15 protein-coding genes and 1 pseudogene are annotated in these 15,051 nt (G+C 53.8%); 4 read left to right on the top strand and 12 right to left on the bottom strand.

Going from position 1 to position 15,051, the window contains the following annotated elements; all coding sequences use genetic code 11:
* Window positions 1–4 precede the first annotated feature (4 nt).
* The 3 genes from J2Y86_RS21405 to J2Y86_RS21395 all read left to right on the top strand — a co-directional run bounded on the left by J2Y86_RS21405 (window position 5) and on the right by J2Y86_RS21395 (window position 2,758).
* A complete protein-coding gene (locus J2Y86_RS21405) occupies window positions 5–952 on the top strand; it encodes a LysR family transcriptional regulator (protein ID WP_253436018.1) in 948 nt (315 codons plus the stop codon).
* A 290-nt stretch (window positions 953–1,242) separates the two neighbouring features.
* Window positions 1,243–2,403, top strand: a complete 1,161-nt coding sequence (locus J2Y86_RS21400) for a hypothetical protein (RefSeq protein WP_253436015.1) — start codon at window positions 1,243–1,245, stop codon at window positions 2,401–2,403.
* 142 nt (window positions 2,404–2,545) lie between these two features.
* Window positions 2,546–2,758, top strand: a complete 213-nt coding sequence (locus tag J2Y86_RS21395) for a YegP family protein (RefSeq protein ID WP_253436012.1) — start codon at window positions 2,546–2,548, stop codon at window positions 2,756–2,758.
* Window positions 2,759–2,896: 138 nt separating this feature from the next.
* Here J2Y86_RS21395 and J2Y86_RS21390 read toward each other — a convergent pair whose 3' ends face one another.
* The 9 genes from J2Y86_RS21390 to J2Y86_RS21350 all read right to left on the bottom strand — a co-directional run bounded on the left by J2Y86_RS21390 (window position 2,897) and on the right by J2Y86_RS21350 (window position 12,229).
* A complete protein-coding gene (locus J2Y86_RS21390; protein ID WP_253436009.1) occupies window positions 2,897–3,115 on the bottom strand; it encodes a hypothetical protein in 219 nt (72 codons plus the stop codon).
* 287 nt (window positions 3,116–3,402) lie between these two features.
* Window positions 3,403–3,807: a hypothetical protein gene (locus J2Y86_RS21385; protein WP_253436006.1), complete on the bottom strand. Its 405-nt coding sequence runs from the start codon at window positions 3,805–3,807 to the stop codon at window positions 3,403–3,405.
* Window positions 3,808–3,908: 101 nt separating this feature from the next.
* On the bottom strand, window positions 3,909–4,784 hold the full coding sequence (locus J2Y86_RS21380) for a hypothetical protein (protein ID WP_253436003.1): 876 nt from the start codon (window positions 4,782–4,784) through the stop codon (window positions 3,909–3,911).
* Window positions 4,785–4,873: 89 nt separating this feature from the next.
* Complete coding sequence (locus J2Y86_RS21375) at window positions 4,874–5,416, bottom strand: hypothetical protein (RefSeq protein ID WP_253436000.1); 543 nt, start codon at window positions 5,414–5,416, stop codon at window positions 4,874–4,876.
* Window positions 5,417–5,869: 453 nt separating this feature from the next.
* Window positions 5,870–6,937: a hypothetical protein gene (locus tag J2Y86_RS21370; RefSeq protein WP_253435997.1), complete on the bottom strand. Its 1,068-nt coding sequence runs from the start codon at window positions 6,935–6,937 to the stop codon at window positions 5,870–5,872.
* Between the two features lie 252 nt (window positions 6,938–7,189).
* Window positions 7,190–7,894 (bottom strand): hypothetical protein, encoded by a 705-nt coding sequence (locus J2Y86_RS21365; protein WP_253435994.1) that lies wholly within the window; start codon window positions 7,892–7,894, stop codon window positions 7,190–7,192.
* Between the two features lie 513 nt (window positions 7,895–8,407).
* Complete coding sequence (locus J2Y86_RS21360; RefSeq protein WP_253435991.1) at window positions 8,408–8,731, bottom strand: hypothetical protein; 324 nt, start codon at window positions 8,729–8,731, stop codon at window positions 8,408–8,410.
* A 1,325-nt stretch (window positions 8,732–10,056) separates the two neighbouring features.
* Window positions 10,057–10,635: a recombinase family protein gene (locus tag J2Y86_RS21355; RefSeq protein WP_150654368.1), complete on the bottom strand. Its 579-nt coding sequence runs from the start codon at window positions 10,633–10,635 to the stop codon at window positions 10,057–10,059.
* Between the two features lie 448 nt (window positions 10,636–11,083).
* Window positions 11,084–12,229: a tyrosine-type recombinase/integrase gene (locus tag J2Y86_RS21350; protein ID WP_253435988.1), complete on the bottom strand. Its 1,146-nt coding sequence runs from the start codon at window positions 12,227–12,229 to the stop codon at window positions 11,084–11,086.
* Window positions 12,230–12,513: 284 nt separating this feature from the next.
* On the opposite strand from J2Y86_RS21350, the pseudogene J2Y86_RS21345 reads away from it, so the two are divergent.
* A pseudogene (locus J2Y86_RS21345) lies at window positions 12,514–12,651 on the top strand (LysR family transcriptional regulator); the annotation flags it as partial.
* On the opposite strand, the gene J2Y86_RS21340 reads toward J2Y86_RS21345, so the two are convergent.
* Genes J2Y86_RS21340 through J2Y86_RS21330 form a run of 3 tightly spaced genes read right to left on the bottom strand, consistent with a single transcriptional unit; the run spans window position 12,648 to window position 14,988 of the window.
* A complete protein-coding gene (locus J2Y86_RS21340) occupies window positions 12,648–13,148 on the bottom strand; it encodes an OmpA family protein (RefSeq protein ID WP_253435985.1) in 501 nt (166 codons plus the stop codon). The pseudogene J2Y86_RS21345 and the gene J2Y86_RS21340 sit on opposite strands and share 4 nt — an antisense overlap.
* Entirely contained in the window at window positions 13,148–14,416 is a 1,269-nt protein-coding gene (locus J2Y86_RS21335) for a diguanylate cyclase domain-containing protein (RefSeq protein ID WP_253435982.1), read from the bottom strand. The genes J2Y86_RS21340 and J2Y86_RS21335 overlap by 1 nt, the downstream gene beginning before the upstream one ends.
* Window positions 14,413–14,988 (bottom strand): YfiR family protein, encoded by a 576-nt coding sequence (locus tag J2Y86_RS21330; RefSeq protein ID WP_253435964.1) that lies wholly within the window; start codon window positions 14,986–14,988, stop codon window positions 14,413–14,415. Before J2Y86_RS21330 ends, J2Y86_RS21335 begins: the two co-directional genes overlap by 4 nt.
* Between the last annotated feature and the right edge of the window lie 63 nt (window positions 14,989–15,051).

The following is a 15,051-nucleotide window of genomic DNA, read 5'->3' as shown; positions in this document are numbered from 1 at the left end:
CATCATGCAAAAAAACATCACCTCCCTGGGTTCACTGAACTGGGATGACCTCAAGTTTTTCCTCGAAGTCGCCCGCACCCGCAAGGCCAGCACTGCGGCCAAACGCCTGGCGGTGGACTACACCACCGTGTCGCGGCGCATCAGTTCGCTGGAAGCGGCGTTGGGCACGCTGCTTTTTGAAAAGTCCCGGACCAGCGGTTTCGTCCTGACGGCTGAAGGTCAGCGATTGCTCGGTTACGCAGAGTCGATCGAAAGCACGCTACACATGGCTTGCGAACAGGTTTCGGGTTCTGGCGTGGCGCTGTCCGGACACGTGCGCATGGGTTGCACCGAAGGGTTCGGCAGCTTTTTCATCACCCCGCAGCTGAGCCATTTCGTCGACGCCTACCCGGCGATCTCGGTGGACATCCTGCCGCTGCCGCACTTCATCAGCCTGTCCAAGCGCGAGGCGGACATCGTCATTGCGCTGGAGCGCCCGGAGCATGGCCCGTACGTCTGCTGCAAACTCTGCGACTACAAATTGCAGCTGTACGCGACCGAGGACTACCTGGACAAACACCCGCCCATCCGCCGCCCGGCAGACCTGGGCAAGCATTCATTCATTAGTTATGTCGACGATCTGGCGTTCAGCTCGGAGCTGTTGTACCTGGCCAACGTGCTGCCCGGCGCCAGCGCCAACCTGCGCAGCACCAGCGTGATCGCGCAGTTCGTGGCGGCGCAGCAAGGGCGGTCGCTGGCGATCCTGCCGTGCTTCCTCGCTGCGCAGGATTCACGTTTACTGCCGGTGTTGCCGGAAGAGATCAACATCACGCGGCAGTTCTGGATGTACTGCCGCGAGGACCTGAGGAAGCTCAAGCGGATCACCCTGTTGTGGGATTACATCCGTGCGGTCACTGAGCAGAATCAGGGTCTGTTGATGGGTGAAAGCCGGGAGATGCTGTTCGCCGATTGACTGTTCTTCAAGGAATCAGGTAGCGGAATCGTACCGAGATCAGCAGGCCTTTTCCAACGGTTTGTAACAGGAATTGGTACTCGACTTGTAACACCTCGTCGTCGACAGTCAGAGACGCACAGGCACGCGATAAGGACCACGCGAGGGCTCCCATAGTGGGGACGCCTGCACATTCGCGCACTGAGGTGGTCACTCAGATTTTCTGTCAATTTCTGCTTTAGCGTTGAATGCCTGATGGGTAGCATGGCATGTCAAATTGAGATCAATGAAGCAACCTGAAAGGAATCGTTGTGAAGCTGAAAGAACTCGCCGGGAAGCTAAGAGGTTGCCTAAAAGGCAATGGCTGGATGGTGGCTCTCGTCATCGGGCTCGGCGTGGTTGGCGTGAGCAGTTGGAAGGTCTTTCGGTTGTATTATCAATATCTGCCTTATATATCGGACAACCCTGATGCGTGGGGTAGCTTCGGGTCGCTGCTGAGCGCGTTCATTACGCTTGCCGGTTTCGTCATCACGATCGCGACTCTTCTATTCTTAAACAGCCAAAATCAAAGCCAGAAAAACTTCATCGAGTGGCAGAAGAAGACTCAAGGTTTCGACTGGTACATCAAGCACCGTCAACTGCATATGGAGCGCTTGCGAGAACTTCAAGTGGCCTCTGGGGACCAAATACGCTTCCGCAATCCCGAAAAGCTCTACGAAGGTATTTTCCAAGATAACTATTTAATGATGGCGGGCTTTGCGAAGGCGCCTCAGCGGTCAGAGCTCGCGGGAAAACTTCTGGATCATGTTGCTGGGAAGCTTGATAAGCTTGACGAGGACACTCAGAAATCAATGTGGAACCGTAGAGAAGCCAAGTCATTCGCAGCCAACCTCATAGACGTCACTTATGACCTAGAAATTGAGTGGATTGGTGAGGACTCAGATGGTGACCTGAAGTGGAATGGACGTAATACAGGCATAAATATTTATTCGATTGAAGAGGCGACAGGTCGACTCCACGCTGTCTTCGATTCATTGTGTTATTTTGCAGGCTTACCGGAATATAAGGGCTTTCAACGTAGCCCCATGAGCTATCTCAAAGACGCCCTCATCGAGTATTTTATCCACCATCGCCCTGGCGGCATGCTGCAAGTGATCAAAACATCACCGTACCTTCCCCTACTGGAAGATTTATTACCCATCGTCAAGGAGCTGAGGGACGATGCCAAACAGCTTCTAATGCCTCGGACATATAATGCCATTGTCGCCGCTCTACGCAGCCGCAATGACGTGAGGAAACTGGGGGACGGATTGGCTACGGGAAACATCTACGATATAGGATATGTCGAGGCCGCAATCGCGTCCGACCGCTCTGATATTGACGAAGAAAGCCGTAAAAGCCTCGCCTGTTGCGTGGAAGCTTTAGAAACGATTCAGGTAGTTCTCGCCTACAATAAAGTTCCCGGATTTTAGCTTGGCCAAAGGTACACCGTTACTCAGCACCGCCATCAAGTAGCAGAGTCCCCCCTTAAAACATCTGCTCTTGCATCCGCTCACCATTGCCTGATAGCGTGGACCCTCGCTGCATCTGTAGCGATACCTAAAGGAGAAGCGCATGGCGGAGGTTGCTTACTACTACGTTTACAAGGATGCCAAGAGTGAATGGCGTTGGAAGTTCGTAGCGAAAAACACGAAGACAATTGCGGTTAGCTCTGAGGGCTATAACAACCTCAGCGATTGCGAGCATTCCATCGGGCTAATCAATACTCAGGGCCCCGGCGCTCCAGTCGTAGGTGATGATAATTTCAAAGCCGCTCGTAAAAAGTAAGTCACAGATGGCTTCCTTGTGTTCCTTGGGGAGCCATCGCTACGTTTCGCTCCCTCTCATCACCAGCTTTGCCATAGAAGACATCATAGTTTCACTCAACACAGCCACCGAGTAGAACGCACACGACACTCCCAAAGCCTACGACTGGCGTATCCGCATGATGGCGTCTGTGATGCCTTTAGCGTTGGTGTCCAGCGTTTCCATGGCCGCTATAGCGTTAGCTGCGACACTCCCCACTCCATTCTCTGAGAGCCACTTGGTGAACTCATCTATAGCGGCACCTATGGCGTGTTGGTTATGCAGGAGCAATGTCAGTGCGTCTGCCGTGGCTACGTTGGCGTCTGAGTTATCTGACATGGGTATAGTCCTTGAGTGGTGATGCGGAAATCCTAGCTCACCTTGCCGCAGGCTGGAGCTTGGTGGTAATTGCTCAGGTCAGCGCAATCGTTTACGTTCGATTTAACCTTCCTTCGGATCAGATTTGACCAGCACGCTTCATGATTATGGCCGGTAGAAGTCGGCCAAAAGCTGCCCTTCGTGACCGGCAGCTAACCCAAAGCGGACACTAACGATCAGGATAAACGGCAGGCAAAAGCGTACCATTTGACTGTCCGGCAAGCCAAGTAAGCGACGTTTGCGTATTGTTAAAAACCATATACACAATTGCCTAGTAAGTCGCCAAAGGCGTTAGTTAGCGTGCCAATGGCAGTAATAACGATGCCTAGTGCAACATTATTACCAATCCTTCGTTCTTCTGCTGTCGTGATTATCGGCGTTCCGTCGGTGTGGAGGTCAGCGAAGCGCCCAGCGCCGGATTGTGACTTATAAATCCCGCTTGAAAACAGAGGTGACATAGTAAAAAGCAGGCCGGCCACTATAACCACCGCGCCAAATCGATTCATCCACGACCAGTTTTCATTAATTAATGAAAAAACAATTCCTGCGCCAAAGGCTGCTAAAGAAATAAAAATTAAGAAGCCCTTGGAGGCGAGGGGTTTTACTATTGGATCGAGTACATGTCTGTCTGGATGTCGGTTTTGGGTGAACACGGAGCATTCCTTTGGCTACTAACGTTTGGTTAAGGGGCGGGCTTTAGCCCGTCCCAGTGAGCGAAGCGAATGATTTGAACCATTCGTTAGGTGGTGTGAGCTCATGTGTGAATGATGTTGGCTGTTACAGATAGAGTTGAAAAAGCTCCGCGCCCAGGATCTTCAATGCCTGAATGGGCATAGCACTTGCTCCAGCCTTCAACAATTTTAAAGTAGCATTGCCTTTTTAACTTCAGCTCCTTTATTTCTGTGACCTCGAACATCGAGTCTAAACCCAGAAACGCCTGCTCATCGGCTCTGAATGGTTGAAAGAGACCAAATGAACTCCAAGAAACTAAAAGTGACCACATTCTAACTAGTAGGCGCAGGTCATTGTCAACGTCACTCCACTGGACAATTGGCATTGCCTCGTTGTGGGAAACTAGCTTGTTTCTGAATAATAATGTCTTGGAGTTTTCGTTTGTAAAGAGGCCGGATTTTATTTCCATTGCCGAGTGGATATAGTCGATTTCTTCTTTAGTGCACGCGCCGTTAGAAAGCATTAATGGAGAGGCAAGCCCCCACAACTTGCGCAACGAGTTGTCGCGTTTGTCTTTGCTTACAAGCTTTCCAATAATCGTGAACACACCATAGATTGAGCCGAGATACCATTGAGCATAAAAACCACTGTCTTTGAACGGATTATTTTTTGTTTCCACATTTTGAAATGCATACACCATGGCTCGCCATTCGATGAGTTCAAGAATTAACTCATCAATGCCCTGAGGATAGTTTCCTTGCTTAAAGTCATCGCTATTTTTCCATTCTTTCAATTTTTCCAGTTCACTTAGCCATAAGCCCCGAGATTCCTCACTGTGTGCGCTCTCAAACATTTCCTGATAATGGCTTATGGTTGAGTTAATTTCTTCAAGTGACTTCGCTTTGTTTGTGAGAGCGACAACATACTCTTTAGCTTCTTCTACAGTGCAAAACTGCATGTGTGGCTCCACCTAACGATTAAACTAAGGGGCGGCGGCAGGCCGTCCCAGCGAACGAAGTGAGCGATTTCAGCGCCTTGTTAGGCAGCTTAACGGATGCGCCCATGAGGTACCCCCATTGTCCCGGCCAGCCTAGCGAAGCACACCTGATCCAAGTGACCGATCTGGTCTGAGATGTTCTTGAATACCTCGGGACGCCAGAACTCAAGTTTCACCATGAGTGGCTGGGATTGCCCTTCGACCGGCTTTAGCTTGAGTGCAGCTACAACGGCCTTCTCCTTTCGTTCGCTCGCCGGACGGTAGAGCATGTAGTCGCGACCGAGCGACACGTGGGCATGTCCAATCATGTTCCGGACATGAAAAATGTGCTCCAGCTCTTGCAACTCCTCAGTCGTGAGGTCGGGTGAAAAGGCCGCAAGGAATTCTAGCTTTACATCACCGAATTGCTTCTCCCAGTAGCTGGCCCGCAATTTTCCAAATGCCTCGGGCACCTTCTCGGGATTTGCCACGAAGTCTGTAATCAGGTTGGGGTTCTTCTTTAAAATGATCAGGTCAGACATTTGGCCTTGAAGCCAAACGCTGAACAGAAAGATCAACCCCGCGTTCTGCATGTTTTCTAAAGGGCGGTCCATCGCTACTCCAAGGCGGATAACATGACGTATTGATACCACCAATCTGCTCTGGAAAAGGCTGGGGGTGATCAGGCTTCCGCAAGGCTAACCTCGGAGTGAGCCGCTCACAATCTCTGCTTCAGCAATCTATCGCGACTGACTACTTTTGGCCGTTCTCTGTCGGCCATAACCCACCCTTTGAAATCCGCTGATACTAACTTCCAAATTCTGCGCCTGCCAAGGATCGAACATCACCATTGAATCCGAGACGAAATATCAACGAGGTTTCGGCCAGAACGGCAGATTACTCGCACAGAGTGGGTCGGGTCGAAGCGCGGGGCCAGGTTGCAAAAAGACAGATGCAGCCCCGACAGGGGGAGTTGCCGTGCCACAACTTCCTACTAGCCCTCTACCCCAGTACCTACAGCGTGCGCGATGGCCTAGCTGTGATACCGGGGATTGCTACAGGGTGACTCAGTAACCGGCTGCATCCAGCTCAGCAGCGGTGACAGTACCGGCCTTGATCTTGTCCAGCAGTGCCAGACGTGCAGCGGCTTGAGCCTTACGGGTTTCCAGATCGATAGCGTCCTGCTCTTCCTTCAACTTGCGTGCTGCCTCTGCTTTGGCTTTGGATTGCTTATCACAAATGACAGCGCCCAGCCGCGCTAGGTTGAACTGCACGGTCTGCACCTCGACGGCAGCGATACGACGACCACGCCCCTCGCGGAACATTGCGGAGTCACCGAGCGCAGCATAGATGCAGTCACTGTGCTTATCAGTCCAGCCAGCAGCTACAAGGGCTTCAGCGTCTTCAATGCGCAGCAGGGTGTTAGCCATGATTGGCAACATGTCGATGCAGGTGCGACGGCTGTAATACGGACCCACGATCAGATCGAGTTCGGCACGCAGCGCCTTGACCAGTGCAGGGCCACGACCTTCGGCATTGAACAGCAGGGCATAGACAGCTTCGCCGGTTGACGTCCAGCTACGATAGTTAGCAGGGGTCATGGCTTGCATGCGGCTGTAGTCAGAACCAGCAATGGAGGCCGCCAAAACGCCAAGGAACGCAGGTAGGTCAGCGCCATGACGTTCAGCCAGGAATGTCTGGAACTCTGGATAATCCCAGCCCATCGTGTGATAGGAGTTCTTCAACATGGTGTTATCAGGGGCTTGCGTGTTGATGGAATCGACCAGCGCAATCAGGTAGGTGAAAGCGTTCGTGTAGTCCTCTGCAACCGGCAAGCTCTCAGGCAGTTGGCCAATGGTGCGACCAGTGTCACGCAGGCTCTCGATATGCTGACGCACGAGGTCTTTGCAAATGGAGATTTCACGCAGCTTGGCATCATGCTCCGAACGTCCGGGAATCAGGTCGCCAAGATACGCACGGAACAGCAGGGTAACGTCCTCAAGGATCGCGCCCACCGACTGTGTGGCGAGCTGGGATTTGATCTTGTTGGTGCCGTAGCTCTCGATCAGCGCATTGGCGGTCGGAACGTGCATCTGGTAAATCGTGTGCAGGGTGATACTGGTAGCGGTGTTCATGGTCTCTTTACCTCTCAGGTTGTGAATTAACGGCATGCAGAAACACCAACAGAATTGCTGGTGCTTACTTAGGGTTTTCGGGGGGTTATCTGGGTCTGGACTTAGATGCCAGTTGGCAACCACGAGCGGGACTGAAGCTGCTGGTGATATTAGTGACTAGGTGGGATAGATAAGGCGGTAGGCTATTTACGGTGTCGTCTTCGTCTGCTGAGGCCACTACCCCGCCGTAGTTGAACGATGGGTTATATCCCGTCAGGTGGAACATTTGCGCATCATCTTGGTTGCGGCGTTTATCTCAGCGGCATGCTCAATTAGCCATTTACGCCCATATGCCTTCATGCAGATAGAGTCGTCTATCTTTCCGTTACCTCGGTTAACTATTAAGCCCGCATTAATGCCCGAAGCTTTCATGGCAATACTTGTCTTACCTTTAATCGTCTGCTCACTCCACATAAGGTACTCAGTCCATAGATAAAAACGAGCCTTACGGGAGTCTTCGATACCAGCTAGGCAACAACTGTTGTGCCAACCCTGATAGGACTTATCAAGGCGGTTATATGCATTCAGCTTAGCGCAGTTATTATCAAGCATCTCTTGATACTCAGACTCCATGTTGCGATAGACCATTGCCGTCAGCCGGTCGTCATTACGCACAGCGATGAAGGTGGAGACAACCATACGGTAGAAAGAGACCGAAACCCACATTGCATAAGCAATACAAGCTGTCTCAGTTGCGAGGGTATAAGCATCCTTACCTTGAGTGAAATGCAAATTTGCATCTCTCTCTAGATCACGCGCAATACTATTACGCCACTGGCTGGGCTTCTTGGATGCAGGTAGTTCTAGCATCCGCCACATCTCTGTCAGATTAAACATGCCATCATCATTGGGGACAAAGGAATACTTATTACCGTCTGCATTTTGCAGCACAACGGGTAATGCATTGGTCGTGTTCATAGTTCAGGTCTCTCACATTAAGGGGATGAATTGCTACAAGTGAGCCACCAGCCGACCCGCTATGACAGGCGACCAAACCCGGAGGACCGGGCAGACGGGTAACTCACTTGTAGGAACTCAGGGATGGCACGCATAAGAAAGCCCACTCGGCCACCCATGAAGGAAGGGGACCAGACCGTTGATTCAGGTGGGAATGGGCTTACTGTATGCGTACTGCTACACATGGCACGTATGCCAGAGGTGCAGGGTTACTCGGGGTTTAGATGGGACACTGGAAGTCGGTCTATCTATAAGGCAACTTAAAAGCCGTAGCTGTAGTTAGCCTTTAATAGTGCTTCCTGCATACGATTCTGAAGGGGTGACGTAAGTGCATTTCTATGTAACTCATCTTCACGGGCTGCTTGCGCTTCACGATCCGCTGCTTATCTGTACCCGCACTGGTAGCAAGTCCTAGAACTCGTGCCCTAAGCAGTACTGTTTTGTACCTACTAGAATATTACTGCCACCGCATCCTCAAACTGAAACGCTATCAATGTCAGAGTAAACAGGTTGGTACTGTGGCTCACTTATAAAACGTGATACCAACGGCGACCATCCATCAGTTGGCCCGCTACCATGAGCAATCATTAAGCTCATACGGCCTGTACTGATATTGCCCTCATCCACAGCTATAACCAAAGCACCTAGTCGCTTGCCCGAAAGATTACTCTGGTTAATAGGGTGACTTGCATCTGAAATATCCCTATAGCCAACTTGCGGCATATTGTGCAGGGTAACGCCTTGCTGCTGCTTGACCGGAACGGTGGATGCCATATCGCCTGTAATAGGGGTTGCCATAGTCTGTACCTCGCTATAGTTGCTGATTAGAGGGCATAGGAGGACAGAGCAATAAACGCCCCACTAAAGAAACGGGTTTCTATTGGTTGCTACTGTCACTTTCCCTAACGGGTCTTTTCTCATAAGAGAAAAGAAGAATTCATACTGTCACTACTGTCACTACTGTCACTACTGTTCTTCTTGTCCTACCAATTCCATTGGGATCGCAGACCGATGAACCAGATAATAATTCTCATCTAGGGCATCGGCCTGTGCAATTGAAAAAGCGTTTGAACTTTTATATAAATCGCGATTTGGCGAATACTCGACTCGCTCTTCTATAATGCAACTTAATTACCGGGGCTATCGGTGTGAGACTTTCTGGGACTCCCGGCCAAAACGAGAAAGCCCCTGAGGCTCGCTATGGGCGCCTGAGCTTTTGTGGGACGCGTAGGTCAGTGCTCTGCCCCGTTGCGGTCTGCGCGCGGCCTGGGGCTGGCTGGGTTGGATACCTCGTAGCGTCTATTAGCTCTCCCTCTCTCCATTAAGGAGAAGAAGGGAGGGAACAACTATCACTACTTGAGCAACTAGACAATACTGGGCTACTACACTACATCTCCCACTGCAGACTACTTAACCTACTCTCCCTAATAGACAATACTGAGTGCTACTGTAACTACCATCACTACTACACTACTGTTGCTACTTGGGGATTCTCCTATAATGCAACTTAAAGGCTGTGAGACTCTGAAAGCCCCGGTTTATAAGGGCTGTAGCGCTGTGAGACTTTGTGACCAGAACTGGCGATCCGGTCACGCTTGCCGCTGGCCGCTCTGGAATTCGCAAACTGTGGGATTTCAAGTGTCTAACACTGTGAGACTCAGCAAATCTAAGCTACTGGCCATCCTATAATGCAATTCAAAGCCTAAACCCGCATTGAACCCGTGAGGCCCTGAGAGCGCGCCTGAGGCTCGTTTGCCCGTACCCGTCACATCGTCCTGGGGTTTCATGTGACAGCCGCAAGCGAAGCAGACAGCTAACTGCCCGGAGCTTTAGCAGCACATCGCGCATAGCGACCCGGCGTTTGCCCTAAACCGCTCAGCCCTCGACCAGTAGGACAGCCGCTGTCAGGTGGGATACCGCAACCGTGAAGGCCGGTGATCGGTATTGGCCTGCCCCGTGGATCGACGTAGCGTCTGCGCGCTCTGGTGGCCTTCCACGGTCAACATAGGATTGATCAGGACATAACCCGCTAGACGGCTTGCAACTGGAATAACCGGTGATGCAAGTGATCGCATGCCCGCGTGTAAATGCTGGGTCTCAAGCTCAAGCCCCCGCGTTACGACTCAGGCAGACTCCTTGGCGCAATGGCGCTTCACGGTCCGCAGGGACAGTCCCAGAGCCTCGGCAACCTCAGATTGACTCATACCCTTGGCACGCAGCTCGCGCACCTGAGACGTGACGTCATCAGCTACAGGACGACCCAGCTTCACACCCGCAGCCTTGGCACGGGCTAGGCCCTCACTGGTACGCTCCCGGATACGGCCACGCTCCATCTCAGCCAGCGCCGCCATTACCTGCATGATGAATCGACCTTCTACGCTGGTCAGGTCTGAGGCTGGCAGGTCGAGCGAGATAACCCGAATGCCCAGAGCCATCAGTTTATCGATGGTGGCCTGTACGTCGATGCTGTCACGACCAAGGCGGTCAAGTTTCAGCACTACCAGCGTATCGCCACTCTCTAGACGATCTACCAACCTTGCGAATACTGGACGTTCTGAGGCTGGCACTGAGCCGCTGATAGTCTCGCTGTGTACCCGATTCGCAGGAATGATGTATCCCCGCTCCTTGATCGCGTGCATCTGGTTGTCAGTGGTCTGCTCGGTAGTGGATACCCGGCAATAGGCGTAAGTACGTGCGGTCATGGTGTCACCTCTGGTCTGCCTAGCTGGCATATGGTGCCAAGTAATGGTGACAACAATACGAGTGGTGCCAACAAGTGTCAAAGCCTATTTTGATGTCACCCTCTTACGACCCTATTTTCAGATGACGACAATCGATCGTTTGATGTCACCACCTACAAGCCACACTGACCGGCATCAGCGCCACGGCCAGCACACCTCCTGAGCCTTTGCAGAATGGAATACCGCACTCTGCACCTGATCAGCCCTCAAGCCCCTGAGAGGCCACATGTATTGAGAGAGGCCGTGCCCTAGGATTGTGTAGGAGGCATGCCCGTTTCCAGCGAGAGACAACGGCAGCCCCAGCCAGCCCCAGAAAAGAGAGGTGCCCCATGCCCCCGGCTGCACGCACAGCCACACACCGGCCCCCGGCATGGGGGAACCACCACTAGCCTCGCGTGCGAGATATGCCTCACGGGTGCAAACCATTTTCGATTCGGGGCCGGTGGTTGCCATTGATAAAAAGCCCCCTGAGTACCTCAGCGATGGTTTCAACGGGAACACCAGAGCCGTATGTATCAAAAGTAATCGTGCCAGAAGCATGACCCATCACAGCCTGAGCATGCGTAGTGGGAACTCCTTTGACCTGCATTAGCGAAGCTAACGAATGGCGCAACGAATGGAACACCAAGCCTGGCCCATAGGTGTCACCAAGAGCCACTGGGATTGCCTGTTGATTTACCCACTCTCCGGCTGTCTTGTAGCCAATCTGAGCTAATGAGTCCGACCCACTGACCTTGCGCGCATCGACGTATCGCAAGAATGCTGTGAGGTCGAACCCATAGGCACTGTCAGTCAGTGGCACCAACCGTTCACTGCGTTTGTTCTTGATCGACTTTCCTTCACCTACCTCGTTGATGTGTATAGCGGTGATACCTGAAGCAAGGGCCTGCACGTCACTTACCGTCAACTGTGAGATTTCATTGAGGCGTCCGCCAGTGATGGCACCAAGGCTCAATAGCCAGCGCTTCCATGAGGACTCAGGGAGCGTGTTGGAATAAGCCACCAGCATGCATACCTGATCCTGCGTGAACGCCTTGCGGCTCGACTCAAGGCCCTTAGTGAGCTTCAGTTTCTTATCGTATGACTTGGATATGTGACCGTTTTCAACTGACCATGCGAGGACAGCCGATAGCTTCACGATCAGCTTATTGACCGTTGAGGGCATGCGACCATCTCCAAGACGATCACGCAGCGCGACGAGGTCAGCCCGTGAATGAGTCCGCATATCCAGTTCACCGAGGGCCGCAGAGATGGTGCCGTGGCAAATCTTGGTTTCCTTCAGGGTCGATGCCTTCTGATCTTGCCCACGGTCGGCCAAGTAGAGCGAAGAAAGGGCCTCAAAGGTCACTGCTGGGGCGATTACAGATAGGGATACCGAAGCGCTCTTTGCGGACTTGGGGTAACTGAGCGAGCCGCCCACAGGGCCAGTGTTGCTGTCATGCAGACCACCCCACACCTGCGTAACGTCGCCATCACGTCCAAACTCAAACAGCTCCGCTGAGGCCAAACGGAAATGCTCTTTCAGCTTCCCCCAAGAGGCTTCTGGGTTTGCCAAATGGAACGTCCTGACAGACCCCGCGAGCTGTTCTGAAGCGTCTAATGCGTTACGTCTATTGCTGGTCTTGAGGGAAACCGAAGCGTACTCAGTGGTGCTGCCAGTAGCCCTGAGCCGTATGTAGTAAATGCCGTTGCGCCTGTAGTGATACGGTTTAGCGAGTCTCGTGGAGGGTCTCGAAGGACCTACAAGAATTGGTACAGGACTTGTAACAGCAGAGCATTCTAAAAGGCGATTCATAAAGGTTTAACCCCGTAAACATTGGGAGAAACCTGTATTCCTTGAAGTTCTGGATGTACTGCCGGGAGGATCTGAGGAAGCTGAAGCGGATTACTTTGTTGTGGGATTACATCCGGGAAGTCACTGAGCAGAATCAGGGCCTGTTGATGGGCGAACGTCGGGACATGCTGTTCGCCGATTAATCCGCACTGACCACGATCGACACCCGGCGGTTCTCGGTTCGGCCGGCTGCGGTGTCGTTGGAGGTGACGGGCTGACTGCTGCCGAGGCCGCGTAGCTGGATGTTTTGTTCTTTCATGCCCACCGCGATCAGAACCTTGCCAACGCTTTTCGCGCGACGCAGGGACAGCTGTTCGTTATACGGTTCTTTGCCCGACGCATCGGTGTGACCATCGATCCGTACCCGCTCGATCCCGACACCCAGCAGCGCCATGCCAATGCGCTCGACGATCTCGGTGCTCTGCGGATTGAGCGTTTCAACGTCACTGCCAAACAACACTTTGCCGGACAGCCCGAACGCCCAGCCCTCGTCGGTCAACTCGAAACCTTGCTGTTTGAGCACCGCGACCTGCGCCGGGGTCAGGCCTTTTTGCGGCGCCGTCTGGCAACCGGTCAATGCCAGCACGGCCATGAACAGGATGATCGTGAAAAATCGCAGGGGGAGTGAGAACACGGGCATTAGCTCCTGGTTTGAACATCGGCGACAGGGTGCTCCGACCCTGACGTGTGCTGAGCCCCTCTGGCGAGGCGCTTGGCTTGGTACATGGCCACATCGGCAGCGTTGAGCAGTGCCCCGGGTGTCGTTCCATGATCGGGGTACACGGCGATGCCGATACTGAGGGAGGTCAAGACCTGGCTGCTCCCCGGCAACGGAATCGGCATTTCCATGCTTTCAAGGATTTTGTCGGCGATCCGCTCGGCGTCTTCGGTCTTGTGCAGCGGGGTCAGCAGGACGGCAAATTCGTCGCCACCCAGACGCGCCACCAGATCGTCTTCGCGCAGCTGCGCACGAACCCGATTGGCCACGGCCACCAGCACCGCATCGCCGGCGGCGTGACCGAAGTTATCGTTGATTTCCTTGAACCGGTCGCTGTCGAGAAACAGCACCGCCACGCGTTCGTCGAGCTTGTGGGCGTTACGCAGCGAACGCATCAACCGGCCTTCGAAAAACGCCCGGTTCGGCAACCCGGTGAGGCTGTCATGACTGGCCTGGTGGGCCAGGGTTTCGTTTTCGCTTTGCAGGTGGGTCTGCCAGGATTCGAGCTCATCGAGCAAGGCATTGAAGTCGTTGCCCAGGTTGTCGAGTTCGGCAATGGCGGCCGGCGGCACACGCCGATCGAAGGCACGTTCGCTGCGCACAGCGTGAGCCACCGAAGCCAGGCTACGCAGTGGGCCGGTGATACCGCGAAGTTGTCTGCGTGCGAGATACAGCGCCACCCAGGCACTGATAGCGGTGCACAGAACGATTCCCACCAGGCCACTGAGCAAAAAGCGCATCAGGCTGCCACCGTGACCGGTGAGCTGGATGCTGCCGATTTCCTGGCCCTGATGGACAATCGGCATGCTGATCGGTTTTTCCAGAAACGCCTTGGCCATCTGCATTTCCAGGTCCGAGAACAATCCGGTTTCCGGTCGCTGCCAACGCGCCAACAACTTGCCGCGCTCGTCCAACACCTGGGCGTCGGCCACTTCTTCGGTGGACGCGATCAATGCCAGCGCTTCCGTGGCGGCGGCCTTGTCATTGAACACCACCGCTGCTTCCACGGTGTAATTGATGGAGCGCGCGATCAGGTGCAGGTTGTGGTCGGCGTAAACCCGCAAGGCCAGCACGCCGAGCAACGTCAGCGAGATACTGGCCATGGCCACGCCCACCAGCGCGACGATCAAATGACCGCGACCGATGACCGAGCGCAAGGTCGGGCGGCTATCCGGCTTGAATAGCGTCATGGTGCCGCCGGCTTGCGGCGGGACAGTTGCAGCACACTGGGGTGGATTCTCACGCCGCTGCGGGCGACGGAGTCGAGGTTGACCTCAAAGGACACTTGCTCATCGCCGACCCGCAGGCAGAACAGGCTGCCGACGGTGCATTGGTCATCGCTTTCGCTGATGCTCAGTACCGGACGCTCCGCCAGTGAAGCGAAGAGCCGGCTGCGTTCCTCGCTGGTCAGTTTGCCGATGTACACCGCGTCGCACTCACCGACAATGGACGGGTTGTCGGCCAGCAACCGGCGCACGGTGACGGGACGGCCGGTGGCCTGGGTCGTGCCTTTGACAAGATCGTCGGTGTACTCGGTGGGGCCCACTATGCACAAGCGCAGTTGTGCGGGCTCAACAGGCCAACGGGCATAACTGAGGATGCCGAGCACCACCTGCGTGACGGCTTGGGCGCGTTGATCGGCCATGCCGGGGGGCGTTTGCACTTGCGCGAAAACGAGGCCACTGAGCAAACAGAGAAGGCCTGCCAGCATGACTCGCTTGCAGACAACAATGCGCTCTGTCGTCCAGACAGCCACCTTCATGCAGGATTCTCTTCGATCGTATCAGGATGATGCCGCAACGATAGCATAGCGTCCAAACGCTCG

Source organism: Pseudomonas migulae, assembly GCF_024169315.1.
Classification (GTDB): Bacteria; Pseudomonadota; Gammaproteobacteria; order Pseudomonadales; family Pseudomonadaceae; genus Aquipseudomonas; species Aquipseudomonas migulae_B.
The sequence above is the reverse complement of the archived record's forward strand: the minus strand, read 5'-3'. Positions and strand labels throughout refer to the sequence as shown.

What these genes read in the sequence shown, in the direction of transcription:
- J2Y86_RS21340 (WP_253435985.1), bottom strand. Translation starts at nt 13,148, where the DNA reads ATGCCCGTGTTCTCACTCCCCCTGCGATTTTTCACGATCATCCTGTTC.
- J2Y86_RS21335 (WP_253435982.1), bottom strand. Translation starts at nt 14,416, where the DNA reads ATGACGCTATTCAAGCCGGATAGCCGCCCGACCTTGCGCTCGGTCATC.
- J2Y86_RS21395 (WP_253436012.1), top strand. Translation starts at nt 2,546, where the DNA reads ATGGCGGAGGTTGCTTACTACTACGTTTACAAGGATGCCAAGAGTGAA.
- J2Y86_RS21360 (WP_253435991.1), bottom strand. Translation starts at nt 8,731, where the DNA reads ATGGCAACCCCTATTACAGGCGATATGGCATCCACCGTTCCGGTCAAG.
- J2Y86_RS21365 (WP_253435994.1), bottom strand. Translation starts at nt 7,894, where the DNA reads ATGAACACGACCAATGCATTACCCGTTGTGCTGCAAAATGCAGACGGT.
- J2Y86_RS21375 (WP_253436000.1), bottom strand. Translation starts at nt 5,416, where the DNA reads ATGGACCGCCCTTTAGAAAACATGCAGAACGCGGGGTTGATCTTTCTG.
- J2Y86_RS21390 (WP_253436009.1), bottom strand. Translation starts at nt 3,115, where the DNA reads ATGTCAGATAACTCAGACGCCAACGTAGCCACGGCAGACGCACTGACA.
- J2Y86_RS21355 (WP_150654368.1), bottom strand. Translation starts at nt 10,635, where the DNA reads ATGACCGCACGTACTTACGCCTATTGCCGGGTATCCACTACCGAGCAG.
- J2Y86_RS21380 (WP_253436003.1), bottom strand. Translation starts at nt 4,784, where the DNA reads ATGCAGTTTTGCACTGTAGAAGAAGCTAAAGAGTATGTTGTCGCTCTC.
- J2Y86_RS21405 (WP_253436018.1), top strand. Translation starts at nt 5, where the DNA reads ATGCAAAAAAACATCACCTCCCTGGGTTCACTGAACTGGGATGACCTC.
- J2Y86_RS21370 (WP_253435997.1), bottom strand. Translation starts at nt 6,937, where the DNA reads ATGAACACCGCTACCAGTATCACCCTGCACACGATTTACCAGATGCAC.
- J2Y86_RS21330 (WP_253435964.1), bottom strand. Translation starts at nt 14,988, where the DNA reads ATGAAGGTGGCTGTCTGGACGACAGAGCGCATTGTTGTCTGCAAGCGA.